General features: G+C 72.9%; 28 protein-coding genes. 10 read left to right on the top strand and 18 right to left on the bottom strand.

Features of this window, described 5'->3' with window-relative positions:
- The first annotated feature begins 91 nt into the window (after positions 1-91).
- Positions 92-367 (top strand): STAS domain-containing protein, encoded by a 276-nt coding sequence (locus ACZ3IG_RS10840; RefSeq protein WP_467430886.1) that lies wholly within the window; start codon positions 92-94, stop codon positions 365-367.
- On the opposite strand, the gene ACZ3IG_RS10845 is transcribed toward ACZ3IG_RS10840, so the two are convergent.
- Together ACZ3IG_RS10845 and ACZ3IG_RS10850 are read right to left on the bottom strand one after the other, a co-directional pair.
- On the bottom strand, positions 260-1264 hold the full coding sequence (locus ACZ3IG_RS10845) for a sigma-70 family RNA polymerase sigma factor (protein WP_467430888.1): 1005 nt from the start codon (positions 1262-1264) through the stop codon (positions 260-262). The two genes, ACZ3IG_RS10840 and ACZ3IG_RS10845, sit on opposite strands and share 108 nt — an antisense overlap.
- A gap of 123 nt (positions 1265-1387) precedes the next feature.
- The gene (locus ACZ3IG_RS10850; protein WP_467430889.1) at positions 1388-2665 is read right to left on the bottom strand and encodes an MFS transporter; all 1278 of its coding nucleotides are present in this window, start codon (positions 2663-2665) and stop codon (positions 1388-1390) included.
- 63 nt (positions 2666-2728) lie between these two features.
- Here ACZ3IG_RS10850 and ACZ3IG_RS10855 point away from each other — a divergent pair, with 63 nt between their 5' ends.
- Positions 2729-3679, top strand: coding sequence for a LysR family transcriptional regulator (locus ACZ3IG_RS10855; protein WP_467430891.1), 951 nt, complete (start codon positions 2729-2731; stop codon positions 3677-3679).
- Positions 3680-3683: 4 nt separating this feature from the next.
- Here ACZ3IG_RS10855 and ACZ3IG_RS10860 read toward each other — a convergent pair whose 3' ends face one another.
- The gene (locus ACZ3IG_RS10860; RefSeq protein ID WP_467430893.1) at positions 3684-4442 is read right to left on the bottom strand and encodes an alpha/beta hydrolase family protein; all 759 of its coding nucleotides are present in this window, start codon (positions 4440-4442) and stop codon (positions 3684-3686) included.
- Positions 4443-4588: 146 nt separating this feature from the next.
- Between ACZ3IG_RS10860 and ACZ3IG_RS10865 the strand changes: the two genes are divergently transcribed.
- Together ACZ3IG_RS10865 and ACZ3IG_RS10870 are read left to right on the top strand one after the other, a co-directional pair.
- Entirely contained in the window at positions 4589-5707 is a 1119-nt protein-coding gene (locus ACZ3IG_RS10865) for an adenosine deaminase (RefSeq protein WP_467430895.1), read from the top strand.
- Between the two features lie 177 nt (positions 5708-5884).
- Positions 5885-6238, top strand: a complete 354-nt coding sequence (locus ACZ3IG_RS10870; protein ID WP_467430896.1) for an ATP-binding protein — start codon at positions 5885-5887, stop codon at positions 6236-6238.
- Positions 6239-6342: 104 nt separating this feature from the next.
- Here ACZ3IG_RS10870 and ACZ3IG_RS10875 read toward each other — a convergent pair whose 3' ends face one another.
- From ACZ3IG_RS10875 to afsQ1, 5 genes are all read right to left on the bottom strand, one after another.
- Positions 6343-6546 (bottom strand): PspC domain-containing protein, encoded by a 204-nt coding sequence (locus tag ACZ3IG_RS10875; RefSeq protein ID WP_403532910.1) that lies wholly within the window; start codon positions 6544-6546, stop codon positions 6343-6345.
- 93 nt (positions 6547-6639) lie between these two features.
- Positions 6640-7191 carry a VanZ family protein gene (locus ACZ3IG_RS10880; protein ID WP_467430899.1) on the bottom strand — a complete coding sequence of 184 codons (552 nt, stop codon included), beginning with the start codon at positions 7189-7191 and terminating at the stop codon, positions 6640-6642.
- A 105-nt stretch (positions 7192-7296) separates the two neighbouring features.
- On the bottom strand, positions 7297-7899 hold the full coding sequence (locus tag ACZ3IG_RS10885) for a hypothetical protein (protein ID WP_467430900.1): 603 nt from the start codon (positions 7897-7899) through the stop codon (positions 7297-7299).
- Positions 7899-9491 (bottom strand): ATP-binding protein, encoded by a 1593-nt coding sequence (locus tag ACZ3IG_RS10890; RefSeq protein WP_467430901.1) that lies wholly within the window; start codon positions 9489-9491, stop codon positions 7899-7901. The genes ACZ3IG_RS10885 and ACZ3IG_RS10890 overlap by 1 nt, the downstream gene beginning before the upstream one ends.
- Entirely contained in the window at positions 9488-10165 is a 678-nt protein-coding gene (gene afsQ1, locus ACZ3IG_RS10895; protein ID WP_467430903.1) for a two-component system response regulator AfsQ1, read from the bottom strand. Before afsQ1 ends, ACZ3IG_RS10890 begins: the two co-directional genes overlap by 4 nt.
- A gap of 233 nt (positions 10166-10398) precedes the next feature.
- Here afsQ1 and ACZ3IG_RS10900 point away from each other — a divergent pair, with 233 nt between their 5' ends.
- A complete protein-coding gene (locus tag ACZ3IG_RS10900) occupies positions 10399-11151 on the top strand; it encodes a SigE family RNA polymerase sigma factor (protein WP_467430905.1) in 753 nt (250 codons plus the stop codon).
- Between the two features lie 230 nt (positions 11152-11381).
- On the opposite strand, the gene ACZ3IG_RS10905 is transcribed toward ACZ3IG_RS10900, so the two are convergent.
- The 4 genes from ACZ3IG_RS10905 to deoC form a co-directional block, all read right to left on the bottom strand.
- Positions 11382-12086, bottom strand: coding sequence for a uridine kinase family protein (locus tag ACZ3IG_RS10905; RefSeq protein ID WP_467430908.1), 705 nt, complete (start codon positions 12084-12086; stop codon positions 11382-11384).
- A 97-nt stretch (positions 12087-12183) separates the two neighbouring features.
- On the bottom strand, positions 12184-13071 hold the full coding sequence (locus ACZ3IG_RS10910; protein ID WP_467430909.1) for an aldehyde dehydrogenase family protein: 888 nt from the start codon (positions 13069-13071) through the stop codon (positions 12184-12186).
- On the bottom strand, positions 13064-14500 hold the full coding sequence (locus ACZ3IG_RS10915) for an aldehyde dehydrogenase family protein (RefSeq protein ID WP_467430910.1): 1437 nt from the start codon (positions 14498-14500) through the stop codon (positions 13064-13066). Before ACZ3IG_RS10915 ends, ACZ3IG_RS10910 begins: the two co-directional genes overlap by 8 nt.
- A gap of 5 nt (positions 14501-14505) precedes the next feature.
- Positions 14506-15462, bottom strand: coding sequence for a deoxyribose-phosphate aldolase (gene deoC / locus ACZ3IG_RS10920; protein ID WP_467430913.1), 957 nt, complete (start codon positions 15460-15462; stop codon positions 14506-14508).
- A 92-nt stretch (positions 15463-15554) separates the two neighbouring features.
- On the opposite strand from deoC, the gene ACZ3IG_RS10925 reads away from it, so the two are divergent.
- Entirely contained in the window at positions 15555-16238 is a 684-nt protein-coding gene (locus ACZ3IG_RS10925; protein ID WP_467430914.1) for a PH domain-containing protein, read from the top strand.
- A gap of 234 nt (positions 16239-16472) precedes the next feature.
- Positions 16473-16817: a hypothetical protein gene (locus tag ACZ3IG_RS10930; protein WP_215168509.1), complete on the top strand. Its 345-nt coding sequence runs from the start codon at positions 16473-16475 to the stop codon at positions 16815-16817.
- Positions 16818-17300: 483 nt separating this feature from the next.
- Here the strand turns inward: ACZ3IG_RS10930 and ACZ3IG_RS10935 are convergent, their stop codons facing one another.
- The 3 genes from ACZ3IG_RS10935 to ACZ3IG_RS10945 all read right to left on the bottom strand — a co-directional run bounded on the left by ACZ3IG_RS10935 (position 17301) and on the right by ACZ3IG_RS10945 (position 20401).
- Entirely contained in the window at positions 17301-18935 is a 1635-nt protein-coding gene (locus tag ACZ3IG_RS10935) for a phospho-sugar mutase (RefSeq protein WP_467430917.1), read from the bottom strand.
- Positions 18936-19012: 77 nt separating this feature from the next.
- On the bottom strand, positions 19013-19837 hold the full coding sequence (locus ACZ3IG_RS10940; RefSeq protein WP_467430919.1) for a purine-nucleoside phosphorylase: 825 nt from the start codon (positions 19835-19837) through the stop codon (positions 19013-19015).
- A 126-nt stretch (positions 19838-19963) separates the two neighbouring features.
- Positions 19964-20401 carry a gamma-glutamylcyclotransferase family protein gene (locus tag ACZ3IG_RS10945; RefSeq protein ID WP_215164575.1) on the bottom strand — a complete coding sequence of 146 codons (438 nt, stop codon included), beginning with the start codon at positions 20399-20401 and terminating at the stop codon, positions 19964-19966.
- Positions 20402-20485: 84 nt separating this feature from the next.
- Here ACZ3IG_RS10945 and ACZ3IG_RS10950 point away from each other — a divergent pair, with 84 nt between their 5' ends.
- On the top strand, positions 20486-21934 hold the full coding sequence (locus ACZ3IG_RS10950) for an NAD(P)H-quinone dehydrogenase (protein ID WP_467430921.1): 1449 nt from the start codon (positions 20486-20488) through the stop codon (positions 21932-21934).
- A gap of 145 nt (positions 21935-22079) precedes the next feature.
- Positions 22080-23054, top strand: a complete 975-nt coding sequence (locus tag ACZ3IG_RS10955) for a DeoR/GlpR family DNA-binding transcription regulator (RefSeq protein WP_467430922.1) — start codon at positions 22080-22082, stop codon at positions 23052-23054.
- Between the two features lie 241 nt (positions 23055-23295).
- Here the strand turns inward: ACZ3IG_RS10955 and ACZ3IG_RS10960 are convergent, their stop codons facing one another.
- Positions 23296-25071, bottom strand: coding sequence for an acetyl/propionyl/methylcrotonyl-CoA carboxylase subunit alpha (locus ACZ3IG_RS10960; protein ID WP_467430924.1), 1776 nt, complete (start codon positions 25069-25071; stop codon positions 23296-23298).
- Between the two features lie 377 nt (positions 25072-25448).
- On the opposite strand from ACZ3IG_RS10960, the gene ACZ3IG_RS10965 reads away from it, so the two are divergent.
- A complete protein-coding gene (locus ACZ3IG_RS10965; RefSeq protein WP_467430925.1) occupies positions 25449-25889 on the top strand; it encodes a hypothetical protein in 441 nt (146 codons plus the stop codon).
- Here ACZ3IG_RS10965 and ACZ3IG_RS10970 read toward each other — a convergent pair.
- The gene (locus ACZ3IG_RS10970) at positions 25858-26478 is read right to left on the bottom strand and encodes a nucleoside triphosphate pyrophosphatase (protein WP_215164579.1); all 621 of its coding nucleotides are present in this window, start codon (positions 26476-26478) and stop codon (positions 25858-25860) included. The genes ACZ3IG_RS10965 and ACZ3IG_RS10970 overlap by 32 nt on opposite strands.
- A gap of 51 nt (positions 26479-26529) precedes the next feature.
- On the bottom strand, positions 26530-26658 hold the full coding sequence (gene mmpB / locus ACZ3IG_RS10975; protein WP_467430926.1) for a morphogenic membrane protein MmpB: 129 nt from the start codon (positions 26656-26658) through the stop codon (positions 26530-26532).
- Positions 26659-26693 lie beyond the last annotated feature (35 nt).

A 26693-nucleotide genomic window follows, 5' to 3' on the forward strand; every position in this document is an offset into this window, starting at 1 on the left:
GGTCTACCGGGACGTGGATGCCGTGACACCCGCCGTACTCGTGCTGCCGGGGCCCCTGTCCAGGGAGACCCTGCCCCGGCTCTGTGCCGAGGTGCGCGCGCTGCTGGACGCCACCGGGGCCGGGGTGGTCGTCTGTGACGCCGGCGGGGTGGGGCCGCCGGACCTCGCCGCGGTCGACGTGCTGGCCCGGATGCAGCTGACCGCGCTGCGGTGCGGGGGCCGGATCAGACTGCGGGACCCCGATCCGGCCCTGCGCGCCCTAATCGGCCTGGTCGGCCTCCGCTTCGAGGTGGAGGGGGAGACCGAACAGCGGGAACCACCGCTTGGTGTCCAGGAAGCAGTGGAACCCGGTGATGCGGCCGTCTGAGATCTCCAGCACCTGCACCGCCCAGGGCGAGAAGCCGCCCGCCTCCGGGTCCGGCTTGTAGTGCGCGAAGGCCGGCAGCCCGTTGGCCTGGACCGGGACCAGCCGGGAGCCCGCGCAGGACGCGCCGATGGTGGTCATGAAGCCCGTGATGTCGGCCGGGCCGGCCAGCCACAGGTCGAACGGCGGCATCGTCATGACCGCGTCCTCGTGCAGCAGCGCGGTGAGCGCCGTCATGTCGTAGCCCTCGAAGGCGGCCACGTACCGCTCCAGGAGCTTCTGCTGCTCCTCGTCCAGGGGGTCCGAGACCGCGCCCGCGGCCTCCAGGTCCGAGCGCTCCGCGAGGGTCGCGCGGGCCCGCTGGAGGGCGCTGTTCACCGACGCCACCGTGGTGCCGAGCAGCTCGGCCACCTCGCTGGCCCGCCAGGCCAGCACCTCACGCAGGATGAGCACCGCCCGCTGCTTGGGCGGGAGCTGCTGAAGGGCGGCCATGAAGGCCAGCCGCACCGACTCCTTGGCCACCGCGGCCTCCGCCGGGTCGTCGGTCGTGGGCAGCATCCGGGCGTCCGGCATCGGCTCCAGCCAGGTGTTGTCCGGGCGGGGCGTCAGCGCCGCCCGGGCCAGCGGGGTCGCCTCGGTCAGGTCGACCGGGCGGGCCCGCTTGTTGCCCGCGGTCAGCATGTCCAGGCAGACATTGGTCGCGATGCGGTAGAGCCAGGAGCGCAGACTGGACCGGCCCTCGAACTTGTCGTAGCTCCGCCAGGCGCGGACCAGGGTGTCCTGGACCGCGTCCTCCGCCTCGAAGGAGGAGCCGAGCATCCGGTAGCAGTACCCGGTCAGCTCGACCCGGTGCTTCTCCAGCGCGGATTCCAGCTCCGGCGTCACCGTGCCGTTGGTCATCGTCCACCCACCCCTGTGGCCGTCCTGCCGGGCGCGTCTTCGCGCCTCGCACTTCGGAAGCTACAGGAGAGGACTGACATTGGCCCGTGCAGCCGAGGAATCAGCAGGTCACAGCGGTCCTGATCAGGCCGCGGCGGGGAGCTTCGCGCGCTGTCCGCGGGCCGCCCGGGTGCCGAACAGGGTGACCGTCACGACCCCCAGCACGGCCAGCAGCCCGACCCCGACCGTCCCGGCCCAGCCGCCGGAGTGGAAGGCCACCGCGCCCACCGTGGAGCCGGCGCTGGAGCCGATGTAGTACGCCGACTGGTACAGGGCCGACGCCTGTGCCCGGCCGTGCGTCGCCGTACGGCTGACCGCCGAGGACGCCACCGAGTGGCCCGCGAAGAAGCCCGCCGTGATCAGGACCAGGCCCAGCAGGACCAGGGGCAGGGAGTCCGCGAGGGACAGCAGCAGACCGGCCGCCGTCGTGCCGCCCGCCAGGTACAGGGCACCGCGCCGGCCCAGCCGGCCCACCAGCCGGCCCGACGAGGACGCGGAGACCGTGCCGACCAGGTACACCAGGAAGACCGAGCCGACGATGCCCTGGGGGAGGGAGAACGGAGCCTGGGTCAGGCGGTAGCCGATCACCGTGTAGACGCCGCCGAAGACCGTCATGAACAGCGCGCCGATCGCGTACAGGCGGCGCAGGAGGGGGTCGGCGAGGTGATCGCGGAGCGTCCCGGCCAGGACGCGGGGGCGCAGGGAACCCGGGCGGAAGTGCCGCGGCCTCGGCAGCAGCATCCGGAACGCCACCGCGCAGCCGACGGCGACGACGCCGATCACGGCCACGGCCACCCGCCAGCCCCACTCCTGCGCGACCCAGCCGGTGATCACCCGGCCGCTCATGCCGCCGACGCTGTTGCCCGCCACGAACAGGCCGATCGCCGTGACCAGCGCCTTCGGCGTGACCTCCTCGGCGAGATACGCCGTCGCGGAGGCCGGCAGTCCGGCCAGCGCCGCGCCCTGTACGGCGCGCAGCGCGACCAGCACCGGCAGCGAGGGGGCGAAGGGGACCAGCAGCCCGACGGTCACCGCGACCGCGAGCGACGCCGTCATGACCGTACGCCGTCCGAACCGTTCCGACAGGGCGCTCATCGGGATGACGAACAGCGCCAGGCCGCCGGTCGCGGCGGCCACCGTCCAGCTCGCGTCGCCCGCCGTCACCCCCAGGTCGCCGGAGATCAGCGGCAGCAGGGCCTGCGTGGAGTAGAGGAGCGCGAAGGTGGCCACGCCCGCGAGGAACAGGGCGAAACTCATCCGGCGGTAGCCGGGGCCGCCCGGGGCCACACGCGTGTCGGGGAGATCGGGGACGGAGGCGGCGGCGCCCACGGTGGTGGACGCCCCGGTATCGGCGGGAGTCATGCCATGACCGTACGAAGCCCCTTACTCATCCGTCCAATGCATGGAACGTCCATAATCGTTCCCATGGCGCATCAGCGAAGCTCACAAGGGCGGCTGTCACGGGACAGTGACACAGAAGACATCGTCGCGCTGCTCGCGCCGCGCCTCGCGCACTTCGCCGGCGTGGCCCGCACCGAGCACGTCACCCGCGCCGCCCAGGAGATGAACGTCCCGCAGTCGACCCTCTCCCGGGCCGTCGCCCGCCTCGAACACGACCTCGGCGTCGACCTGTTCGCCCGGCACGGCCGCGCCCTCTCCCTCACCCCCGCCGGGCACACCTTCCTCGCCTCCGTCGAACGCGCCCTCGCCGAGATCGAGCGGGCCGCCGACGAGGTCCGCGCCGACGCCGACCGCACCACCGGCAAGGTCGCCTTCGGGTTCCTGCACACCATGGGCGCCGAGACCGTGCCCGGACTGATCCACGCCTTCCGCGCCGACCACCCCAGGGTCCGCTTCAGCCTCGTCCAGAACTACGGCGAGGCCATGCTGGAGAGGCTGCGCGCCGGGGAACTGGACCTGTGCCTGACCTCCCCGGTGCCCGACGCCCCCGACCTCGTCGCCCGCCGCCTGGACGAGCAGCGGCTGCGCCTGGTCGTCCCCGCCGACCACCGGCTCGCCGCCCGCCGCCGGGTGCGGCTCGCCGAGGCCGCCGACGAGCCCTTCGTGACCCTGGAGCCCGGCTACGGGCTGCGGCGCATCACGGACGCGGTCTGCGCGGAGGCCGGTTTCCGGCCCAAGGTGGCCTTCGAGGGGGAGGAGGCGGAGACCCTGCGGGGGCTGGTCGCGGCGGGCCTGGGCGTCGCCCTGCTGCCGCCGCCGGCCGTGCCCCGCCCGGGGGTGGTGGAGCTGACGGTCACCGCGCCCCGCGCGGCCCGGGAGATCGGCGTGGCGTGGCTGGCGGGGCGGGCGGACACGCCGCCGGTGGCCGCGTTCAAGAAGTTCCTGCTCTCCAGACGGGGCCGCCTGCTGCCCTGAGGCGTCACCGCAGCGTCTTCCCGAACCCCACCGCCAGCGGCATCCGCAGCCCCAGCGGCGGCGGGGCCGCCAGCGCGTCCGCCACCGGCCGTGAGAACGGCCGGCCGAACAACGCGCCCAGCGCGAAGTCCTCCGCCAGCGCCGCCACTTCGTCGCGGTAGTGCCGCAACCCGTGCCCCTCGCTGTGCACTTCGAACCGGCACACGTCCCGGTTGGCCTTCTTCGCCCGCGCCGCCAGCCGGAACGACAGCTCCGGATCGCACCGCCCGTCGTCCGTGCCGTGCACGATCAGCACCCGCCGCCCGGTGAGCTGTTTCACCGGTTCGGGCGGCGCCGCCACGTCCTCGTCCGGCAGCCAGGGGGCGATCGCCAGCACGGAGTTGACGGCCTCGTGGCCGCCCGCGCGCAGCGCCGCCCGGCCGCCCATGCCGACGCCGACCAGGCAGACGGGGACGTCGCCGTAGAGCCGTACCGCCTCGTCGGCGGCCCAGGCGGCGTCCCGGGCGAGATGCGCCTCGCTGCCGTTCCAGCCCCGGTAGCGGTAGTGCACGACGTGGGCCGCCAGCCCCTCGTCGCGGCCGGCCCGTGTCAGCCGGCGCCCCAGCGCGCGGACGGAGGCGTTCGCCAGCAGGGGGGACGGTCTGCGGCTGGAGACCTCGTCGCCCGCCGGGAGCAGTACGGCCACTCCGCTCACCGCCGCCGTCTGCGGGCCCAGCGCCCGCCCCAGCCGGGCCTCGCGCACCGGTGTCACTTGTTGTGCCATGACAAAACAGTGTCAGAAGAGCGGGTGTCCGCCATCCGTACGCGCGGTCACTGTTACGTATCGGCCGGTGCGTCGGTCACCTGGTCCTGCCACGGAGTTTCGTCGTCCGCCCGGTGATCTACGCGCGTAGGAGCTACAGTGCGGAGATGACGAGCCAGACCACCGCGAAGTCCCCGACGCCGGAGCAGATCCGCCGGGCGCCCAAGGTTCTGCTGCACGACCACCTCGACGGCGGGCTGCGCCCCGGCACCGTCGTCGAACTCGCCCGCGAGACCGGCTACTCCGGGCTGCCCGAGACCGACCCCGACACACTGGGCCACTGGTTCCGCCAGGCCGCCGACTCCGGGTCCCTGGAGCGGTACCTGGAGACCTTCTCGCACACCGTCGGCGTGATGCAGACCCGCGACGCCCTGGTCCGGGTGGCCGCCGAGTGCGCCGAGGACCTCGCCGAGGACGGCGTGGTCTACGCCGAGGTGCGGTACGCCCCCGAACAGCACCTGGAGGGCGGCCTCTCCCTCGAAGAGGCCGTCGAGGCGGTCAACGAGGGCTTCCGGGAAGGGGAGCGGCGGGCCCGCGAGGCCGGCCACCGCATCCGCGTCGGGGCCCTGCTCACCGCCATGCGGCACGCCGCCCGCTCCCTGGAGATCGCCGAACTCGCCAACCGCTACCGGGACCTCGGTGTCGTCGGCTTCGACATCGCCGGCGCCGAGGCCGGTCACCCGCCCACCCGGCACCTGGACGCCTTCGAGTACCTCAAGCGCGAGAACAACCACTTCACCATCCACGCCGGCGAGGCGTTCGGGCTGCCGTCCATCTGGCAGGCGCTGCAGTGGTGCGGCGCGGACCGGCTCGGGCACGGGGTGCGGATCATCGACGACATCCAGGTGGCCGGGGACGGCGCGGTGAAGCTGGGGCGGCTCGCCTCCTACGTCCGGGACAAGCGCGTCCCGCTGGAACTGTGCCCCTCCTCCAACCTCCAGACCGGGGCGGCGGCCTCGTACGCCGAGCACCCGATCGGGCTGCTGCGGCGACTGGGATTCCGCGCGACGGTCAATACGGATAATCGTCTGATGTCCCACACCAGTATGAGCCAGGAATTCGAGCACCTTGTCGACGCGTTCGGTTACACGCTCGACGACATGCAGTGGTTCTCTGTCAATGCGATGAAATCAGCGTTCATTCCTTTCGATGAACGACTGGCCATGATCAATGACGTGATCAAGCCCGGATATGCGGAGCTGAAGTCCGAATGGCTGTTCCGGTAGACCGCTCCCACCAGGGATTATTCGGGAAGTGAGGGTCGAGTGGAGGGGAACGGGGGTCGTGCGCGCGGACCGGCTTTCACAATCCGTTCGCATTTCGATGTTTGCGGCGGGCGATGGTGCGTGTTTACGGTCGAGGACCGCTCAGATCCCCGACCTCCCATTTCGAGGACGCATTTCATGAAGCAGTCTGCTGCCAAGACCCTCGGTGTCGCCGCCCTCGGTGCCGCTTTCGCCGCCGCCGGCGCGGGCGCGGCCAACGCGGCCCCGGTCGTCCCGGTCGGCCCGACGGTCGACGGCGTCGTCCGTACGCTCCCCGCCGCCGAGCGCCTCGCCCAGGCCGCGCACGGCGCCCAGGAGCCCGGGACCCAGGCGCCCGGCGCCAAGGGGGCCGACGCGAAGAAGACCACCCCCGGCGCGGAAGCACGGCCGGCCGCCGCGCAGTCGGTCGCCGACACGCTCACCAAGGGGCCGGTCGCGCCGGTCGCCCGGATGCTCGGCGGCCTGCCGGTCAAGGGCCTGTCGCTCGGCTGAGCCGCGCCCGTCACGAAGCGCCGACGGGGCGCGCCCGGTACTGCCGGGTGCGCCCCGTCGGCTTTCCAGAGGGAGATCCGGAGCGCGGCCGTCGGCCGTCGTCGTCACCAGGCCGTGCGGGCCGCCTTCTCCTCCGACGGGAGGAGTATCCACAGCGCCAGGTAGAGCAGGAACTGCGGGCCGGGCAGCAGGCACGAGGCCAGGAAGACGACGCGCATCGTCGTCGCGGAGGTGCCGAAGCGCCGTGCCAGCGCGGCACACACTCCGCCGATCATGCGGCCGTCGGTGGGGCGGGCAAGGCGGGACATGGCGGCTCCTTCGTGAGCGTCGGTCCGAGGCGCCTCGTCGGTCGCCTCATCTGCCCTCCACGCTACGGGGACGAACAGGGGCGAAGCGTCGCTCTACGGGGCGATCCCGACCCTGGGAATCGTCGGGGTCCGACCCTGAGAGGGCTCCTCCTGGGGGAGGTCCCCGTTGCGCCCCGCCTCGGACCTGCGACGGAGCCAGGCCCGGCCCGCCGGGACCACCGCGAGGTGCGCGAGGGCCACGCCCACGGTGTTCAGCAGCAGCGAGTCGATGTCGGCGACCCGGCCGGGCACCCCGGTCTGCAGCAGCTCGATGCCCAGGGACAGCAGGGCGCCCGCGGCGGTGCTGCGCAGCAGGGAGGCCGGCACCGAGACGACGGTCCGGCCGTTCACCATCGGCAGCAGGACGCCCAGCGGCGCCAGCAGGCCCAGCCCGCCGCCCACGCACCGGACCGCCTGCGGCCAGCCCAGCGCCACCTCGGCCCGGATGCCGTCGAAGGGGTGCAGGTTGGGGGGCGTCACCCAGGGGACGTCCAGGGGACGCAGCGTGAGCCAGGCGACGACCACGAGGTGCGCGGCCAGGAGGACGCCTCCCGTCGCACGGATGCGGAGCGCGGCGCTGCCGCCGAAGAACCCTTGACGCTGCACGCCCCCCTAGACGCGACCCCCGGCGCGCGCGGTTCCGGACTCTCCCCCACACGGGTGAGTCATGCGCCACACCGGGGCGGACCGGACACCTCGGTCACACCTCGGTCAGTCCCGGGTGACCTCGCTGGACGGCGGTTCGTTGCTGCCCGGCCGGGTGCGGACCTCGTCCGTGCACACGTACCGGCGCGGCGCCCGCTCGTCCGGTCCGCCGAGGACCACGGAACCGTCGTCCTCGGCCACGGCCGACTGGGCGAACGTGCAGACGGTCTGGGCGAGGGCGTACGAGGTGAGGTCGCCCGGCGCGGTGCTCAGCCGCAGGGTGGTGTCCGGGTCGCCGTCCCGCGGCCCCGAGACCGTGATCCCGCCGGGCACGTCGGTGGTGTACCGGGCCTCCGTCTCGGCGGCGGAGGGCGGCGCGGCGAGCTGGCTCAGCAGCCCCCTCGCCACCGCCACCCGGCGCGCGGCACCGGCCGAGCCCCGCGGCACCCGTACCGTCCGGTCCACCGTGACCAGCGACGAGCCGCACAGCAGGGACACCCGCACGGCCACGTCCCGCCCGGACCCGGTCGGCGCCTCCGGTTCGGCGGGCGAGCAGCGGACCCGCGAGGGCGCGGGGCCGAAGTCCGTCGGCACTTCCGTGGCCCGGATACCGCATCCGGTGAGCAGTGCGGCGAGTACGGGGAGCGCCAGCAGGCGGCGTACGGTCATCAGCCCTGTTCCTTCGCGTCCTTGCCCTTGCCCTTGCTCCCGGAGCCCTCGGCGTCCGCGCCGGCTTCCGTCAGCGACGACGCGTCCCGCGGCAGCCGCAGGGTGAACACCGCCCCGCCGTCGGGGGAGTTGCCCGCGGTGATCTCACCGCCGTGGATGTGCGCGTTGGCCAGGGCGATGGACAGGCCGAGCCCGCTGCCCTCGGAGCGCGGCCGGGAGGCGCTCGCCTTGTAGAACCGGTCGAAGACGTGCGGCAGGACGTCCTCGGGGATGCCGGGCCCGTGGTCGCGCACGGCGATGACCACCGCGTCGTCCACCGCGCTCACCGACACCCGCACCGGTGACCCGCCGTGCTTGAGCGCGTTGCCGATCAGGTTGGCCAGGATGACGTCGAGGCGGCGCGGGTCGAGGCGGGCGTGGATGCCGCGCTCGGCGTCCAGGTCGACGGCGTCCAGCCAGGCGCGGGCGTCGACGCAGGCGGTGATCTGGTCGGCGACGTCCACGTCGTCCAGGACCAGCCGGGCGGTGCCCGCGTCGAAGCGGGTGACCTCCATCAGGTTCTCGACCAGGTCGTTCAGCCGCCGCGTCTCGCTGACCACCAGCCGCACGGCCGGTTCGATCATCGGGTCGATGGACCCCGACTCCGCCTCCAGCTCGTCCTCCAGCACCTCCGTGACCGCCGTGATCGCGGTCAGCGGCGTACGCAGCTCATGGCTCATGTCCGCGACGAACCGCCGGGACGACGCCTCCCGCGCGGCCATGTCCTCGACCCGTTTCTCCAGGGACTCGGCCGCCTTGTTGAACGTCCGGGACAGCTCGGCCAGTTCGTCGGTGCCGGAGACCCGCAGCCGGGTGTCCAGCTTGCCCTCGCCGAGCCGGCGGGCGGCGCTGCCCAGCCGGTGCACGGGCTTGAGCACGGTCGTCGCCAGGGCCTGCGCGAGCAGCGCGGAGCCGATCAGCGCCAGCGCGGTCGCGATCCCCAGCGACCAGGCCAGCGAGTCGATGTCCTTGGCCTCCGGCTCCAGCGACTTGAGCATGTAACCGGTCGGCCCGCCGCCGACCACCCGGCTGCCCGCCACCAGGTACGGGGTGTCGTCGACGGCGATCCGCTGCCAGTACAGGTGGTACGGGGACTTGTTGGCGTCGGTGACCTTCTGCTTCTTGTTCACCGCCGTACGCAGCGACTCGGGCACGTCGGACAGGGCGAAGCCGTCCGGCCCGCCCGCGCTGCCGTACACGGTGCCGCCGTCGGTGTCCTCGGCGACCAGCAGCACGCCGAAGCGCTGGCTGCTGTTGGCCATCTGACCCGCGGTGTGCTGGAGCTCGTCCGCGGTGGGGTGCTGGGGCAGCGACCCGGCCCGGTTGCGCATCTCCTGCTCGAAGTCGCCCAGCACGGCGTCCTGGGCGCGGGTGAGCACGGCCTCCCGGTTCAGCCAGTACGCGATCCCGGACGCGGACACGGCGGCGGTGAGCGCCACCAGTCCGAAGACGACGACCAGCCTGAGCCGCAGGCTGGTGAAGCGCAGCCGCGACCAGACTCCCTTGCGCGCCGCGGACCAGCCGCGGTGACCCCCTGGGTGTTCCTGTGTCACTGAGGCGGATCCAGCCGGTAGCCCACGCCCCGCACGGTACGGATCAGCGTCGGGGAGGACGGCACGTCCTCGACCTTGGCGCGCAGCCGCTGCACACAGGCGTCCACGAGCCGGGAGTCGCCGAGGTAGTCGTGCTCCCACACCAGCCGCAGCAACTGCTGCCGGGAGAGCGCCTGGCCGGGCCGGCGGCTCAGTTCGAGCAGGAGCCGCAGCTCGGTCGGCGTGAGCTGGAGGTCCTCCCCGTTCTTGGTGACGGTCATCGCGGAGCGGTCGATGACCACGCCGCCGAAGGTCGCCGAGTCGGTGGACTCCCGCTCCCCGCGGCGCAGCACCGCCCGGATACGGGCGTCGAGGACCCGCCCCTGCACCGGTTTGACGACGTAGTCGTCGGCGCCCGACTCCAGGCCGACGACCACGTCGATGTCGTCGTTGCGCGCGGTCAGCAGGATGATCGGCAGCTGGTCGGTGCGCCGGATGCGCCGGCACACCTCGAAACCGTCGATGCCGGGCAGCATCACGTCCAGCACGATCAGGTCCGGCCGCTGCTCGCGCAGCAGCTTCAGACCGTCTTCACCGCTGGCCGCGGTGGCCACCCGGTGGCCCTGGCGCGTCAGGGAGAGCTCCAGGGCCGTGCGGATGGCGTCGTCGTCCTCGATCAGCAACAGGGAAGGCACGGTCTCATTCTGGCCCATGGAGGGAGCGGGGTTCGACCGGCGGGTGGAGAAGCGGGCCTTTGTACCGCCGGACCTTGTGAAGGGCCTGTGGTTCCGCGGTGACCGGGCGCTGTGACAGGTCTGTGACAGTCGGCGGACACGGCCATGAAGTGGCCTCGGCAGGATTCTCGGCACAGAGCAGGACGGCGACACCGCAAGACGGACACCGGTAACTCCACGACGGGGGGCGCATGATGAACACGCTGACTCGCACCAGCACCAGCGCAGTGATCACGCGTCTGCACGACGTGAACGGGCACCGGGGTTGTGAGAAGTCCGGTGTTGTGAGCGGGCGGGGGTGCGCTCGCGGCACCGGGCGTCAGCACGCGACGACGTACATGTCGGTGCTCGACGCGAAGTCGGGGGAGTCCCAGGGGGGGACGGGGACCGCGTACGGGGAGGAGCCGGAGGAGCGAAGCTCGTTGTCGGAGGCGGAGTTCACCGCCTACGTCCAGGAGCGCCGCGCCTCCCTGTACGCCACCGCCTACCACCTGACCGGCGACCGCTTCGAGGCCGAGGACCTGCTGCAGAGCGCGCTGTTCTCGACGTACCGGGCGTGGGACCGGATCAGCGACAAGGCGGCGGTCGGCGGTTACCTGCGCCGCACCATGACCAACCTGCACATCAGCGCCTGGCGGCGCCGCAAGCTCAACGAGTACCCGACCGAGGAACTGCCGGAGACGCCCGGCGACACGGACGCCATGCGCGGCACCGAACTGCGCACCGTCCTGTGGCAGGCGCTGGCCCGGCTGCCCGAACTCCAGCGCACCATGCTGGTCCTGCGCTACTACGAGGGCCGCACGGACCCGGAGATCGCCGACATCCTCGGCATCAGCGTCGGCACGGTGAAGTCCAGCATCTGGCGCTCGCTGCGCCGGCTGCGCGAGGACGAGGTCCTCAGCTTCGGCCGTGACCGTCAGGACGCCTTCGGCGAACTGGTCGCCTGAGGGGCCCGAGGGGGCGGAAAAAAGTATGGGCCCGGGTGTATCAGGGGGAGGGTGCCGGGCTCTTACTCACGGGGGAAACACCCCGCGGGGGAACAACGGGGGAACGGGGAACACGGGGGAAAGCACGGGGGATACGGGGGATCACGGGGGAAGAAGCGGGACTGGAGGGCCGGGGGGTCCGTCCAGTCCCGCTTCGCCGTGTGGCCCTCGGGGCCTGTGCGACACGTCCGTCAGGCCGCCGTACGCGCGCCCGCGCACCGTCCCGCCGCCGCGGCGGCCAGCCGGCCCATCGCCTCGTCCCGGTCGCAGGCGTGGGCGCCCAGCGCCGTCTGGCGGGCGACGATCGACCGTTCCAGCCGCATCAGCCGCCAGCCGCGGCGCAGCAGGAACGGCACCGACTTGCGGCCCTCCTTCAGGTCCCGCAGGAAGCGGCGGCGGAAGGTGGTCAGCGGGCCCCGGCTCAGACAGAGCGCGTCGGCCAGCACGCCCAGGTCCCGGCAGCGCGCCACGATCTCCGCGGCGAAGACGCCCTCCGCGATGAACAGCGGGGTCCGCCCGATGTCGACCGTGCCCTCGCCGGTGCGGGCGCTGAGCGCGATGTCGTAGGCCGGCACGGACGTACGGCCCGTACGGCACAGCTCCACGATGGCGGCGACGGCCGTGTCCGCGTCCCACGAGGCGGGATGGTCCCAGTCGATGTCCGGACCCCCCGCCACCAGCGGCAGCGTCGGGTCGGTGCCCTCTTTGTAGAAGTCGTCGAGCCGCAGCACCGGGAGGCCGGAGCGGGCGGCGAGGAGGGACTTGCCGGAGCCGGAGGGGCCGCAGAGCAGCACGACTCGGGTGGGTATGGGCGGATGGGAGGTCACGGGAGACCAGTGTGCGGCATCGACCGGCCGCGGGCCGACCCGGCGGAGCGGGTTTGCGGCGCGCGTCACATCGCCCCCGCGCGGCGGGGCGGCGCGACCACGCCGCGGAGCGCGCCGACGGCCGGCTGGACGTCGGCGCGCTCCGGTTCCCGGGGCGGCGCGGGGGTCAGTACGAGGACCCCGAGACCCCCAGCGCCCCCGTCGGGTGCCACACCGTCTTCGTCTCCAGGAACGCCGTCATGCGGTCCGGGCCCGGAGTCGCCGACCAGTCGTCCACAGGCTGTGGACGCAGGACGCGCTTCAGGTTGTCCGCCGCGGCGATCTCCAGTTCCGTCGCCAGTGCCTCGTCGGCGCCCGCGAGGTCGATCGCGTTGACGTCCTGGTGGGCGGCGAGGGTCGGGGCGATCTCCGCCGTACGGCCGGAGAGGAGGTTGACGACTCCGCCGGGGACGTCGGAGGTGGCCAGGACCTCCGCCAGGGAGAGGGCGGGGAGGGGGGACTTCTCGGAGGTGACGACCACCGCCGTGCTGCCCGTCGCGATGACCGGGGCGACGACCGAGACCAGGCCCAGGAGCGAGGACTCCTGCGGGGCCAGGACCGCGACCACGCCGGTCGGCTCGGGGGAGGAGAGGTTGAAGTACGGGCCCGCGACCGGGTTGGCGCCGCCGGTCACCTGGGCGATCTTGTCGGTCCAGCCCGCGTACCAGACCCAGCGGTCGATCGCCGCGTCCACCTGCTCGGCCGCCTTCGCCTTCGACAGGCCCTCGGCGCCGGCCACCTCGTGGACGAACTGGGCCCTGCGGCCCTCCAGCATCTCCGCGACCCGGTACAGCACCTGGCCCCGGTTGTAGGCCGTCGCGCCGGACCAGCCGCCGAACGCCTTCCGGGCGGCCACCACCGCGTCCCGGGCGTCCTTGCGGGAGGACAGGGGCGCGTTGGCCAGCCACTTGCCTTTCGAGTCCGTCACCTCGTACACCCGGCCGCTCTCGGAACGCGGGAACTTCCCGCCCACGTACAGCTTGTAGGTCTTCAGGACACTCAGTCGGTCAGACATCGAGGTACGCCTCCAGGCCGTGACGACCGCCCTCGCGGCCGAAGCCCGACTCCTTGTAACCGCCGAAGGGCGACGTCGGGTCGAACTTGTTGAACGTGTTGGACCAGATGACGCCCGCGCGCAGCCTGCTCGCCACCGCCAGCATGCGCGAGCCCTTCTCCGTCCAGATGCCCGCCGACAGGCCGTACGGCGTGTTGTTGGCCTTGGCGACCGCCTCGTCGGGCGTACGGAAGGTCAGCACCGACAGGACCGGGCCGAAGATCTCGTCGCGGGCGATGGTGTGCGCCTGGGTGACGCCCGTGAACAGCGTCGGGGCGAACCAGTAGCCGGAGGAGGGGAGCGCGCAGGCCGGGGACCAGCGCTCGGCGCCCTCCGCCTCGCCCTGGTCGGCCAGCGCGGTGATCCGGGCGAGCTGCTCGGCGGAGTTGATCGCGCCGATGTCGGTGTTCTTGTCGAGCGGGTCGCCGAGGCGGAGGGTGGAGAGCCGGCGCTTGAGCGACTCCAGCAGCTCGTCGTGGAGCGACTCCTGGACCAGCAGCCGGCTGCCCGCGCAGCAGACCTGGCCCTGGTTGAAGAAGATGCCGCTGACGATGCCCTCGACGGCCTGGTCGACGGGGGCGTCGTCGAAGACGATGTTGGCGCCCTTGCCGCCCAGCTCCAGCGTGAGCTTCTTGCGGGTGCCGGCGACCGTGCGGGCGATCTCCTTGCCGACGGCCGTGGAGCCGGTGAAGGCGACCTTGTCCACGTCGGGGTGGGCGACCAGGGCGGCGCCGGTGCGGCCGTCGCCGGTGACGATGTTGACCACGCCGCGGGGCAGGCCGGCCTGGCGGCAGACGTCCGCGAAGAACAGGGCGGAGAGCGGGGTGGTCTCGGCGGGCTTCAGCACCACCGTGTTGCCCGTCGCCAGCGCCGGGGCGATCTTCCACGCCAGCATCAGCAGGGGGAAGTTCCAGGGGATGACCTGGCCGGCGACGCCGAGCGGGCGCGGGTTCGGGCCGAAGCCCGCGTGCTCCAGCTTGTCGGCCCAGCCCGCGTAGTAGAAGAAGTGCGCGGCGACCAGGGGGAGGTCGGCGTCGCGGGTCTCCCTGATCGGCTTGCCGTTGTCCAGCGTCTCCAGGACGGCCAGTTCGCGGCTGCGCTCCTGGATGACGCGGGCGATGCGGAAGAGGTACTTCGCGCGCTCCGAGCCGGGCAGCGCCGACCACTTCTCGAACGCCTTGCGGGCGGCCTTGACCGCCCGGTCGACGTCGTCGGCGTCGGCCTGGGTGTACTCGGCGAGCACTTCCTCGGTGGCCGGAGAGACCGTCTTGCGCAGCTCCCCGCCCGAGCCTTCGGTGAACTCCCCGTCGATGAACAGGCCGTACGACGGCGCGATGTCGACGACCGCGCGCGATTCGGGTGCCGGTGCGTACTCGAAAACAGGTGCCATGGTGATCAGTCCACCGTCACGTAGTCGGGGCCGGAGTAGCGGCCCGTGGCCAGCTTCTGACGCTGCATCAGCAGGTCGTTCAGGAGGGAGGAGGCGCCGAAGCGGAACCAGTGGCTGTCCAGCCAGTCCGGGCCGGCCGTCTCGTTGACCAGGACCAGGAACTTCACCGCGTCCTTGGCCGTCCGGATGCCGCCGGCCGGCTTGACGCCGACCTGGACGCCGGTGGCGGCCCGGAAGTCGCGTACCGCCTCCAGCATCAGCAGGGTGTTGGCGGGCGTGGCGTTGACGGCGACCTTGCCGGTCGACGTCTTGATGAAGTCGGCGCCCGCCAGCATGCCGAGCCAGCTCGCGCGGCGGATGTTGTCGTACGTCGACAGCTCGCCGGTCTCGAAGATGACCTTGAGGCGGGCGTCCGTGCCGCACGCCTCCTTCACGGCCGTGATCTCCTCGTACACCTTGAGGTAGTTCCCCGCGAGGAACGCGCCCCGGTCGATGACCATGTCGACCTCGTCGGCGCCCGCCGCCACCGCCTCGCGCACGTCGGCCAGCTTGACGGCGAGGGAGGCGCGGCCGGCCGGGAACGCGGTGGCGACGGAGGCGACCTTGACGCCGGAGCCGGCCACGGCCTCCTTGGCGGCCGGCACCATGTCCGGGTAGACGCAGACGGCGGCGGTCGACGGGGTGGCGCGGTCGGTGGGGTCGGGGCGGACCGCCTTGGCGCCGAGCGCCCGGACCTTGCCGGGGGTGTCCGCGCCCTCCAGCGTCGTCAGGTCGACCATCGAGATGGCGAGGTCGAGGGCGTACGCCTTCGCGGTCGTCTTGATCGAACGGGTGCCGAGCGCGGCGGCGCGGGCCTCCAGGCCGACCGCGTCGACGCCGGGCAGTCCGTGCAGGAAGCGGCGGAGCGTGCCGTCGGACGCGGTGACGCCGGCGAGTCCGGGTGCGGGTGCAGTGGTGGGCATGGTCACCAGCCGAGCATATCTACGCGCGTAGCGGCTGTACAGCCCCCGGGCCGGGACCGGTCCGTCCGGGGCGCGTCGGGCACAATCGGCACATGACGACCCCGGAGCATCCCCCGCCCCCACCGCAGCCCCCGGTGCCCGCAACCAAGGACCGGGTCCACCGCTCGCCCGCGGGCATCGCCGGCGGGGTGCTGCTGCTCGCCGTCGTCCTGTGGCTCGGCCTGGACGCGGTGGTCGCGGGCGAGGGGCGCACCCCGTGGCTGGCGCTGGCCGCGATGCTGCTGGTGGTGCCGCTGGTGGTCGCCTACACCCTGCGCCCGGCCGTCTTCGCGGGCGAGGACCGGCTGCGGGTGCGCAACCCGCTGCGCGTCGTCGTGCTGCCCTGGGGGCGGATCGCCTCGCTGCGCTCCGGTTACTCCAACGAGGTCGTCACCGACTCCGGGGCCAAGTACCAGCTGTGGGCCGTACCCGTCTCGCTGCGCGCCCGCAAGAGGGCGGCCCGGCGGGAGGCGCGGCGGACCGCCGGGGACGGCCGGGGCGCGGCCGGGCGCGGCGGCTTCGGGCTCACCGGGCAGCGGACGGCCGCCGCCGGGGCCGCGGACGGGCCGGTGCGGGCGGAGAGCGACAAGGTGATGGACGAACTGCGCTCCCTCCTGGAGGCGCGGCAGCAGAGCGGGACCGCCCAGGGCGAGGTGACCGTCCGCTGGGCCTACGAGATCCTGGCGCCGGCGGCGGCCGGGGCGGTGCTGCTGGCGGTGCTGACCGGGATCGGGTGAGGAGCCGGGCGGACAGTTTCCCTTTGCATTGCCTACGGGTTGCCTAGGGGATACTTCGATATGAAGCGTGGCCCCGGTGACCGGATTGGCCTGTCTGCCGTCACCGCCGTCTCACTAGATTGCCTCTGTCGCCCGTAGCTCCTTACCTGCACATTTTCTCGTTCTCGGGCGACGGGGGTGGGGAAGTTGGAGCGGTCAGAGGAGACGGCGAGAGCCGCCGTCCCGGCAGCGGGCATGAGATGTCTCATCGACATCGACGGCGCGGGAGGATTCGGCTGGCGCCTGGTGGCGCCCAACGGCCGGCCCGTCGCGGTGTCGCTCACCTCGCACGACACCCACGACCGGTGTCGCGCCGCTTTCGAGCGGCTGTGCGAGCGGTACGCCGAAGTCGGCGGAGGGGTGCAGCACAGTACCGAGGGCGGCTGGGTGTGGGCCGTCTGGGACCGGTCCGGACGCCATGTGGCCGGTTCGGCGCGGACCTACGAACGGCACGCCACGTGCCGTACGTCGTACGAGCGGTTCCGTGCGACGCTTCCTCAACTCCGTTACTCGGGGCCCGAGTTATGGGGTGATGCCTGACCGGACACCCGTGACCGAAGTTGCCCCCAGGGCACCTCTGGGCCACCCTTCGGGCCGGGCGTGGCCACCGGGGGCCCGGAGCGTCGGGAACGTGCGTTCGCTGAGGGGAACCAGACAACCGCGGCTCGCGGCGGTCGGCCCCGCCCCCGAGGCAGGGGCCGACGTACCGAGACGGCTGTACGCCGATCCCGGCCTGCCCGACCGGCTGTTCCGCCTGCTGCTGCGCTCCGGCGGCGGCCTGGTGCTGACCGTCATGCTGCTGGTCGGCGGATTCCTGCTGTACCGCGCCTGGCTGGCCCTGGACGGCCGGGGGCCGGGCGTCCCGCGACGCGAAGGGGGGCTGCGGGACGCCGACGCGAACGCCTCCGAAGGGGGGACGGAAACGTCCGCGCTCCGCTCCACCGTGCGACGGCCGGGCCCGCGGCGGACGCACGAGACGCGTGCGACAGACCAACCTCCGGTGAAAGAAGGGGCGCCGGGGAATCAGAGACCGGCCGCGGCGGACAGATCCCGCTTGATCTCCGCCAGCAGCCCGGCCGCCGCGGACCGGGCCGCGGGCAGACCGGCACGGTCGGCGACCGGGACGACCACCTCCAGGTAGCACTTGAGCTTGGGCTCGGTACCGCTGGGCCGGACGATCACGCGGGCGCCGTCCAGGGTGTACCGCAGCCCGTCGGTGGGCGGCAGCCCGTCCGCGCCCTCGGTGAGGTCCTCCGCCCTGGTGACCGCCAGGCCTCCCAGCACGCCCGGCGGGCGCTCCCGCAGCCGCCGCATGGCGTCGGCGATGACGGTGAGGTCCTCGACCCGTACCGACAGCTGGTCGGTGGCGTGCAGCCCGTGCGCGACGGCGAGGTCGTCGAGGAGGTCGAGCAGGGTGCGCCCCTCGGCCTTGAGCACGGAGGCCAGCTCGGTGACGAGCAGCGCGGCGGTGATGCCGTCCTTGTCCCGCACGCCCTGAGGGTCGACGCAGTAGCCGAGGGCCTCCTCGTAGCCGTAGCGCAGGCCCTCGGCGCGGGCGATCCACTTGAAGCCGGTGAGGGTCTCGGTGTGCGGCAGCCCGGCCGCGGCGGCGATGCGGGCGAGCAGCGAGGAGGAGACGATCGACTCCGCGAAGGTCCCGGTCACTCCACGCCGCACCAGGTGGGCGGCGAGCAGCGCCCCGACCTCGTCCCCGCGCAGCATCCGCCACCCGCTGCCGTCGGGTACGGCCACGGCGCAGCGGTCGGCGTCCGGGTCGTTGGCGATGACCAGGTCCGGACCGGCCGCGCGGGCCGTCGCGAACGCGAGGTCCATGGCGCCGGGCTCTTCGGGGTTGGGGAAGGCGACGGTCGGGAAGTCCGGGTCCGGGTCGGCCTGTCCGGCGACGAGGACGGGTTCCGGGAAACCGGCCCGCGCGAAGGCGGCGAGCAGCGTCTCCCGGCCGACGCCGTGCATCGGGGTGTAGACCGTACGGGCCGTACGCGGGGAGCCGGGGGCGAGGACGGCGTCCGTGCGGGCGAGGTAGGCGTCCAGGACGCGGTCGTCGAGCGTCTCCCAGCCGGAGTCGGGCCGCGGTACGTCGTCCAGGCTCCCCACGGCGTCGATCTCGGCGGCGATGTCCGCGTCCGCCGGGGGCACGATCTGCGAACCGTCGCCGAGGTACACCTTGTAGCCGTTGTCCCGGGGCGGGTTGTGGCTGGCGGTGACCTCCACGCCCGCGACGGCACCGAGGTGCCGGATGGCGAAGGCGAGGACGGGGGTGGGCAGGGGGCGGGGCAGGACGGCCGCGCGCAGACCGGCGCCGGTCATCACGGCGGCGGTGTCCCGGGCGAAGTCGGACGACTTGTGCCGGGCGTCGTACCCGACGACGACGAGGCCGTCGCTCCCGTGGCCCTGCTTCCTGAGGTACGCGGCGAGGCCGGCGGCGGCCCGGATGACGACGGCGCGGTTCATGCGCATCGGCCCGGCCCCCAGCTCGCCGCGCAGACCGGCGGTGCCGAACTGGAGGGTGCCGGAGAAACGGGCGGTGAGTTCGGTGACGTCCTCCTTGTCGATGAGCTGGGCCAGCTCGGCGCGGGTCTCCGGGTCGGGGTCCTCGGCCAGCCAGGTCCTGGCCTGTGCGATGACATCGGCGTGCACGGGAGTCCTCTCGGTGCGGTGCGGTGGGGAGGGGGCGCGCGGTCCAGGGGGCGCGGCGCAGCCCCCTGGTACGGCAACTAAAGCCGACCCAGCACCTGCGTCAGCAGCGACCCCATCCGCGCCGCGGAGTCCCGTCCCGCCCGCAGCACCTCCTCATGGTTCAGCGGCTCCCCGGTCATCCCCGCGGCGAGGTTCGTGACCAGGGAGATCCCCAGCACCTCCGCCCCCGCCTCCCGCGCGGCGATCGCTTCGAGGACCGTCGACATGCCCACCAGGTCCGCCCCGATCACCCGGGCCATCCGGATCTCCGCCGGCGTCTCGTAGTGCGGCCCGGGGAACTGGGCGTACACGCCCTCCTCCAGCGTCGCGTCGACCTCCTTGCACAGCGCCCGCAGCCGCGGCGAGTACAGGTCGGTGAGGTCCACGAAGTTCGCCCCGACGATGGGGGAGGTCGCCGTGAGGTTGATGTGGTCGCTGATCAGGACCGGCTGGCCGGGGCGCATGCCCTCGCGCAGACCGCCGCAGCCGTTGGTCAGGACGACCGTCTTCGCGCCGGCCGAGACGGCGGTCCGCACGCCGTGCGCGACGGCGGCGACGCCGTGACCCTCGTAGTAGTGGGTGCGGCCCAGGAAGACCAGGGCGCGGCGGTCGCCGATGCGGTACGAGCGGATCTTGCCGCCGTGGCCCTCGGCCGCCGGCGGCGGGAACCCGGGCAGGTCGGTGACCGGAAGCTCGGCCTCGGGGGCGCCCAGGGCGTCCACCGCCGGGGCCCAGCCGGAGCCCATCACGAGGGCGACGTCGTGGGTCTCGGCGCCCGTGAGCTCGCGCAGGCGGGCGGCGGCGGCGTCGGCAGCGGCGTAAGGGTCGCCCTGGATGTCGTCCGGAAGAAGAGATGCGTTCACGCGGACGAGGGTAGCCGGTCCGGGCCTACGCGCGTAGATGGTGAGGTCGGCCGGTTTCCGATTGTTGCGCTGTCGTTTCCGTCGTCCCTGTCGTTCCCGGCGTGGCGACCGCCGAAGGGCCCGGCGTCAGCACGGCCGCTTGCGCAGTTCCATCACGTAGTCGTGCGGCGCCCCCGCCGACTCCGCGGCGTCGGCCAGTTCGCCCAGATAGCGGGCCGAGGGGAGGCCGCCCTCGTAGGCGTTGAGGACGTAGGTCCAGGCGCCCTCCTCGCCGTCCAGGGTGTGGGCCCGGACCCGGGTGCGGCGGTAGATGTCCAGGCCCGCGCCCTCCCAGCGGTCGAGCGCGTCCTCGTCCATCGGGGCGATGTCGTACAGCGCGACGAAGACCTGGCAGAGCGGGTCCTCGACGAGCGTGGCCAGCGCGCCCTCCCAGCCGAGCCGCTCGCCCCCGAAGGTCAGCCGCCACCCGTTCAGCCAGCCGGTGGCGCGCAGCGGCGAGTGGGGGGCGCGGCGGGACATCAGCCGCGCGTCGAGGTTGCCGGCGTACGCGGCGTAGAGCGACATGGGGAGAGGGTACGGGGTGTTCCGGATAACGGGGGCGCATCGGGCGGGGCCCCCGGGCGGTGCGCCGTTGAAGCGTGCGGGACAATGGAGTACGTGACTCGGATCGTGATCATCGGTGGCGGACCCGGCGGATACGAAGCGGCGCTGGTCGCCGCACAGCTCGGCGCGGAGGTGACCGTCGTCGACTGCGACGGTCTGGGCGGGGCGTCGGTGCTCACCGACTGCGTGCCGTCGAAGACCCTGATCGCCACGGCCGAGGTGATGACCACCTTCGACTCCTCCTACGAGGAGCTGGGCATCATCGTCGCCGACGACACCCCGCACATCGAGCGGGCCGCCCGGGTCGTGGGCGTGGACCTCGGCAAGGTCAACCGGCGCGTCAAGCGCCTCGCGCTCGCCCAGTCGCACGACATCACCGCCTCCGTGACGCGCGCCGGAGCGCGCGTCATGCGCGGGCGCGGGCGCCTGGAGGGCATGCAGGCCCTGGACGGGTCGCGCAAGGTCGTGGTGCGCGCCGCCGACGGCAGCGAGGAGACGCTGACCGCCGACGCCGTACTGATCGCGACCGGCGGCCACCCGCGCGAGCTGCCCGACGCCCGCCCCGACGGCGAGCGCATCCTCAACTGGACCCAGGTCTACGACCTCGACGAGCTGCCCGAGGAGCTGATCGTGGTCGGGTCGGGTGTCACCGGCGCCGAGTTCGCCGGCGCGTACCAGGCGCTCGGCTCCCGGGTCACCCTCGTCTCCTCCCGCGACCGGGTGCTGCCCGGCGAGGACCCGGACGCCGCCGCCGTCCTGGAGGACGTCTTCCGGCGGCGCGGCATGAACGTCATGGCCCGCTCCCGCGCCCAGTCCGCCAAGCGGGTCGGCGACCGGGTCGAGGTCACCCTCGCCGACGGCCGGGTCATCACCGGCTCGCACTGTCTGATGGCGGTCGGCGCCATCCCCAACACCGAGGGCATGGGCCTGGAGGAGGCCGGGGTCACGCTCAAGGACTCCGGGCACATCAAGACCGACAAGGTGTCCAGGACCTCCGCGCCGGGCGTGTACGCAGCCGGTGACGTGACCGGCGTCTTCGCGCTCGCGTCGGTCGCCGCCATGCAGGGCCGGATCGCCATGTACCACTTCCTGGGCGACGCGGTCACGCCGCTGAACCTGAAGACCGTCTCCTCCAACGTCTTCACCGACCCCGAGATCGCCACCGTCGGCTACACGCAGGCCGACGTCGAGGCCGGGAAGATCGACGCCCGCGTCGTCAAGCTGCCGCTGCTGCGCAACCCGCGCGCCAAGATGCAGGGCATCCGGGACGGCTTCGTCAAGCTCTTCTGCCGGCCGGGCACCGGGATCGTGGTCGGCGGTGTGGTGGTCGCGCCGCGCGCCTCGGAACTCATCCACCCCATCTCGATCGCGGTCGACAACAATCTGACGGTCGAGCAGATCGCGAACGCCTTCACCGTGTACCCCTCGCTTTCGGGCTCGATCGCCGAGGTGGCGCGGCAGTTGCACACCCGGAAGTCCGGCGCGGAGGGCTGACCTGCGGGGCGGTTCGCGCCCGGTCACCGCTGGTCACAGGGCCGGTCGCGGGCTTATACCACTTCCGGCGGGGCAGTGCGAACAACTTCTGTTATTCGGCGCAAACTGCTGAAAGCAGACGGTCGCTGGGGTTACTGTCAGTTTCGTGTTCGCTGCAGAACGTCGCCAATTGATCCTCGAAATGGTGCGAGCGAACGGGGCCGTGTCGCTCCGTGAACTCGCCCGCGTCGTCCAGACCTCCGAAGTGACCGTACGGCGGGACGTGCGCGCGCTGGAGGCAGAAGGACTCCTCGACCGCCGGCACGGCGGTGCGGTACTGCCGGGCGGTTTCACGCGGGAGTCCGGCTTTCCGCAGAAGTCCCATCTCGCGACCGCCGAGAAGACGGCCATCGCCGATCTCGCCGCGGGCCTCGTCGAGGAGGGCGAGGCCATCGTGGTGGGGGCGGGAACCACCACCCAGGAGCTGGCCCGCCGGCTCGCCCGGGTGCCCGGCCTGACCGTGGTCACCAACTCCCTGCTGGTCGCCCAGGCGCTCGCCCACGCCAACCGGGTGGAGGTCGTGATGACCGGCGGCACGCTGAGAGGGTCCAACTACGCCCTCGTCGGCAGCGGCGCCGAGCAGTCCCTCCAGGGGCTGCGGGTCTCCAAGGCCTTCATCTCGGGCAGCGGGCTGACCGCCGAGCGGGGGCTGTCCACCTCCAACATGCTGTCGGCCTCCGTCGACCGGGCGCTGGTGCAGGCCGCCGCCGAGGTCGTCGTCCTGGCCGACCACACCAAGCTGGGCACCGACACCATGTTCCAGACCGTGCCCACGGAGGAGATCACCCGCCTGGTGACGGACGAGCCGCCCGGTCACGACGACCGCGCGGGCGCCGAACTCCAGGTCCTCGCCGACCAGGGCGTACAGATCGCCGTGGCCGGTGCCTCGGGGGGAGCGGCGGGCCGGCCAGGCCCGGGGGATGAGGCCGGTCCGGGGCGCCAGCAGCGCCGGGACGTGCCCCTGCCCGGCCCGCGCCGCCAGGTCCCCGGGGCGGGTCCGGGACTGCGTACGGCCGCGCCGCTTGACCAGGGCGCCGGGCCGGAACAGCGGGCCCGGGTCGCCGACCTGCGGCGGCGCTGAGCCGTCCGGACTCCGGTGAGGTCCGTCGGGTCCGCGCGGTGCGGGTTTCGGGTGAGGTCCGTCGGGTCCGCGCGGTGCGGGTTTCGGGTGAGGTCCGTCGGGTCCGCGCGGTGCGGGTTTCGGGTGAGGTCCGCCGGGTCCCACGGCCCGGGCGCCGGGTGAGGTCCGCCGCGTCACGCGGCAGGGCGCCCGGCGGACCGGCCGTCGCGGTCCACCGGGCGCCCGGGTGCGTGCCGTGCGGTCAGTCCTTGATCTCGCAGATCGCCGCACCGGACGTGACCGACGCGCCGACCTCGGCGCCCAGGCCCTTGATGGTGCCGGACTTGTGGGCGTTGAGGGGCTGTTCCATCTTCATGGCCTCCAGGACGACGATCAGGTCGCCCTCCTTGACCTCCTGGCCCTCCTCCACCGCGACCTTCACGATGGTGCCCTGCATGGGCGAGGCGAGGGTGTCGCCGGAGGCCGCCGGGCCGGACTTCCTCGCCGCCCGGCGCTTGGGCTTGGCGCCCGCCGCAAGGCCCGTACGGGCCAGCGACATGCCCAGGGACGACGGCAGGGAGACCTCCAGGCGCTTGCCGCCGACCTCGACGACGACCGTCTCGCGGCCGGCCGTCTCCTCGTCGGTGTCCGCGCCGGCGCCGGCCGTGAAGGGCTTGATCTCGTTGACGAACCCGGTCTCGATCCAGCGGGTGTGGACCGTGAACGGGTCCGTGGAGCCGGTCAGCTCCGGCGCGAACGCCGGGTCCCTGACGACCGCGCGGTGGAACGGGATGGCCGTCGCCATGCCCTCGACCTGGAACTCCTCCAGGGCCCGGGAGGCCCGCTCCAGCGCCTCCTTGCGGGTGCGGCCGGTGACGATCAGCTTGGCGAGCAGGGAGTCCCACGCCGGGCCGATGACCGAGCCGGACTCCACGCCCGCGTCCAGCCGGACACCGGGACCGGAGGGCGGGGCGAACAGGGTGACCGTGCCGGGCGCCGGGAGGAAGTTCCGCCCCGGGTCCTCGCCGTTGATCCGGAACTCGAAGGAGTGGCCGCGCAGCACCGGGTCGCCGTAGCCCAGCTCCTCGCCGTCGGCGATGCGGAACATCTCGCGGACCAGGTCGATGCCGGCGACCTCCTCGGTCACCGGGTGCTCGACCTGGAGCCGGGTGTTGACCTCCAGGAAGGAGATCGTGCCGTCCAGGCCGACCAGGAACTCGACCGTGCCGGCGCCGACGTAGCCGGCCTCCTTCAGGATCGCCTTCGACGCGGAGTACAGCTGGTCGAGCTGGTCCTGGGAGAGGAACGGCGCCGGGGCCTCCTCGACCAGCTTCTGGTGCCGGCGCTGCAGGGAGCAGTCACGGGTGGAGACGACGACCACGTTGCCGTGCTGGTCGGCCAGGCACTGGGTCTCCACGTGCCGGGGCTTGTCCAGGTAGCGCTCCACGAAGCACTCCCCGCGCCCGAACGCCGCCACGGCCTCGCGGACCGCCGAGTCGTACAGCTCCGGGACCTCTTCGAGGGTGCGGGCCACCTTCAGGCCGCGCCCGCCGCCGCCGAAGGCCGCCTTGATGGCGATCGGCAGACCGTGCTCCTCGGCGAACGCGACGACCTCGTCGGCCCCGCTCACCGGGTCGGGCGTACCGGCGACCAGCGGGGCACCGGCGCGCTGGGCGATGTGCCGGGCGGCGACCTTGTCGCCGAGGTCGCGGATGGCCTGCGGCGGCGGGCCGATCCAGATCAGGTCCGCGTCGAGGACGGCCTGGGCGAACTCGGCGTTCTCCGAGAGAAAGCCGTAGCCGGGGTGGACGGCGTCCGCGCCCGACTCGCGCGCCGCCTTCAGCACCTTCCCGATGTCCAGGTAGCTGCTCGCCGGAGTGTCACCGCCCAGGGCGAACGCCTCATCCGCGGCGCGGACATGCAGAGCGTCCCGGTCCGGGTCGGCGTAGACGGCCACGCTCGCGATCCCGGCGTCCCGGCAGGCCCGGGCCACGCGGACAGCGATTTCGCCACGGTTGGCGATGAGCACCTTGCGCACGATTGAGGCTCCCTCCTTGAAACAAGCCGAGTTTAGGGACTGCCGACACGGGCCTTCGACCCGTCCCCAGTGGTGAGCTTGCCCACACGGAGTGTGATGCGAGGCTTGCTCGACCCGCGAAAGCCCTTGTCGCATCAGGGTGCGGCGGACTCCTCCGGCAAACCCTAGCCGCCCGGTGTGGTCAAGGTCTCTGTGAGAGCGTGCTGCGCCCCACTCCGTTTCTTTGTCGAGTCCCTACGAATGGACCAACGATTCTTTGCCGCCGACGCGACTCTTGCCCCTGGGTTTACCCTCCGCCAGGCCCTTAACGAGCTGGGGGGACCCCCAGTAGCGTCCGTGAAGTACCGAACGTACTCCGGGCAAGGGTGGCGATCGCGATGGTGCGCAGGCCGGTGGCGTGGGCGGTGGCGGTCGTGTTCTTCGCCGAGGCGCTGGGCGTCGCCGCGCTGAACTGGTTCCTCGGGATCGTCGTCGACCGGCAGGAGATGTCCCTGGCCGGCCTGGACGCGGGCGCGATGTCGGTCTCCGCGAAGACCGGCGGTCTCGTCTTCGGGCTCTACTTCGCCCTGTGCGGCCTGGTCGCCCTGCTGGTGGCGGTGCGCGACCGCCCGCCGGCCGGCCTCGGCCGGGCCCTGCTGATCAGCGCGGCCGTGGTGCACGGGCTGCTCGGCGCGGTGTGCTGGGGGCTGGTGGGACCGGCGGCGTTCGTCCTCATGGTCCTGGTCCTCGGGCTGGTCGTGCTGCTGCTGATGACCCACGACGCGCCCGAGGAACCCGGCGACCGGGTCAGCTCTCCGCCGGCGCCCACAACTCCGTGATGCCGACGCCCAGTTCCGCCAGGAGCCGGCGCAGCAGGGGCAGGCTGAGGCCGATCACATTGCCGTGGTCGCCCTCGATGCCGTCGACGAACGGCGCCGAGCGGCCGTCCAGGGTGAACGCCCCGGCGACGTGCAGCGGCTCGCCGGAGGCGACGTAGGCGGCGATCTCCTCGTCGCTGGGATCGCCGAAGCGGACGACGGTGGAGGCGGTGGCGGAGGTGTGGCGGCCGGTGGCCGTGTCCCAGACGCAGTGCCCGGTCTGCAGGGTGCCCGCCCGGCCGCGCATCGCCTTCCAGCGGGCGGTGGCCTCCTCGGCGTCGGCGGGCTTGCCGAGCGCCCGGCCGTCCAGGTCGAGGACCGAGTCGCAGCCGATCACCAGGGCGCCGTGCACCTCCGGCCGGGCGGCCACGACGGACGCCTTGGCCTCGGCGAGGGCGAGGGCCAGCTCGGCCGGGGTGGGGGCGGTGACGGCGTCCTCGTCGACACCGCTGACGATCACCTCGGGGGTGAGTCCGGCTTGGCGCAGCAGGCCCAGCCGGGCGGGGGACTGGGACGCGAGGACGAGTCGGCGGCGGGGCTGATCAGTCATGCGGTCAGGTTAGTCACGCGGGGGCCTTCGGCTCACCTCGCGCGGATCACGTCACCTCGTGTAGATCACGATCATCGCCGCGATCATGGCCAGGGCCATGAGCAGACCGAGCCGCCGGAGCATGGCCTGCGCGTCGCGCAGCTCCTCGGGGGGCTTGTCGTCGGGGTCGGACCAGAGCATGCCACCAGCGTGCGGCCTGGGCGGGGAGGGCGCCT

It is taken from the genome of Streptomyces sp. NPDC016677 (genome assembly GCF_055562815.1).

Excerpts from the sequence above, each read along its gene's own strand:
- ACZ3IG_RS10845 (WP_467430888.1), bottom strand. The coding sequence starts at position 1,264 with ATGACCAACGGCACGGTGACGCCGGAGCTGGAATCCGCGCTGGAGAAG.
- ACZ3IG_RS10850 (WP_467430889.1), bottom strand. The coding sequence starts at position 2,665 with ATGACTCCCGCCGATACCGGGGCGTCCACCACCGTGGGCGCCGCCGCC.
- ACZ3IG_RS10855 (WP_467430891.1), top strand. The coding sequence starts at position 2,729 with ATGGCGCATCAGCGAAGCTCACAAGGGCGGCTGTCACGGGACAGTGAC.
- ACZ3IG_RS10860 (WP_467430893.1), bottom strand. The coding sequence starts at position 4,442 with ATGGCACAACAAGTGACACCGGTGCGCGAGGCCCGGCTGGGGCGGGCG.
- ACZ3IG_RS10865 (WP_467430895.1), top strand. The coding sequence starts at position 4,589 with ATGACGAGCCAGACCACCGCGAAGTCCCCGACGCCGGAGCAGATCCGC.
- ACZ3IG_RS10870 (WP_467430896.1), top strand. The coding sequence starts at position 5,885 with ATGAAGCAGTCTGCTGCCAAGACCCTCGGTGTCGCCGCCCTCGGTGCC.
- ACZ3IG_RS10875 (WP_403532910.1), bottom strand. The coding sequence starts at position 6,546 with ATGTCCCGCCTTGCCCGCCCCACCGACGGCCGCATGATCGGCGGAGTG.
- ACZ3IG_RS10885 (WP_467430900.1), bottom strand. The coding sequence starts at position 7,899 with ATGACCGTACGCCGCCTGCTGGCGCTCCCCGTACTCGCCGCACTGCTC.
- ACZ3IG_RS10900 (WP_467430905.1), top strand. The coding sequence starts at position 10,399 with ATGAACACGCTGACTCGCACCAGCACCAGCGCAGTGATCACGCGTCTG.
- ACZ3IG_RS10910 (WP_467430909.1), bottom strand. The coding sequence starts at position 13,071 with ATGTCTGACCGACTGAGTGTCCTGAAGACCTACAAGCTGTACGTGGGC.
- ACZ3IG_RS10915 (WP_467430910.1), bottom strand. The coding sequence starts at position 14,500 with ATGGCACCTGTTTTCGAGTACGCACCGGCACCCGAATCGCGCGCGGTC.
- deoC (WP_467430913.1), bottom strand. The coding sequence starts at position 15,462 with ATGCCCACCACTGCACCCGCACCCGGACTCGCCGGCGTCACCGCGTCC.
- ACZ3IG_RS10925 (WP_467430914.1), top strand. The coding sequence starts at position 15,555 with ATGACGACCCCGGAGCATCCCCCGCCCCCACCGCAGCCCCCGGTGCCC.
- ACZ3IG_RS10930 (WP_215168509.1), top strand. The coding sequence starts at position 16,473 with ATGAGATGTCTCATCGACATCGACGGCGCGGGAGGATTCGGCTGGCGC.
- ACZ3IG_RS10945 (WP_215164575.1), bottom strand. The coding sequence starts at position 20,401 with ATGTCGCTCTACGCCGCGTACGCCGGCAACCTCGACGCGCGGCTGATG.
- ACZ3IG_RS10950 (WP_467430921.1), top strand. The coding sequence starts at position 20,486 with ATGGAGTACGTGACTCGGATCGTGATCATCGGTGGCGGACCCGGCGGA.
- ACZ3IG_RS10965 (WP_467430925.1), top strand. The coding sequence starts at position 25,449 with ATGGTGCGCAGGCCGGTGGCGTGGGCGGTGGCGGTCGTGTTCTTCGCC.
- ACZ3IG_RS10970 (WP_215164579.1), bottom strand. The coding sequence starts at position 26,478 with ATGACTGATCAGCCCCGCCGCCGACTCGTCCTCGCGTCCCAGTCCCCC.
- mmpB (WP_467430926.1), bottom strand. The coding sequence starts at position 26,658 with ATGCTCTGGTCCGACCCCGACGACAAGCCCCCCGAGGAGCTGCGCGAC.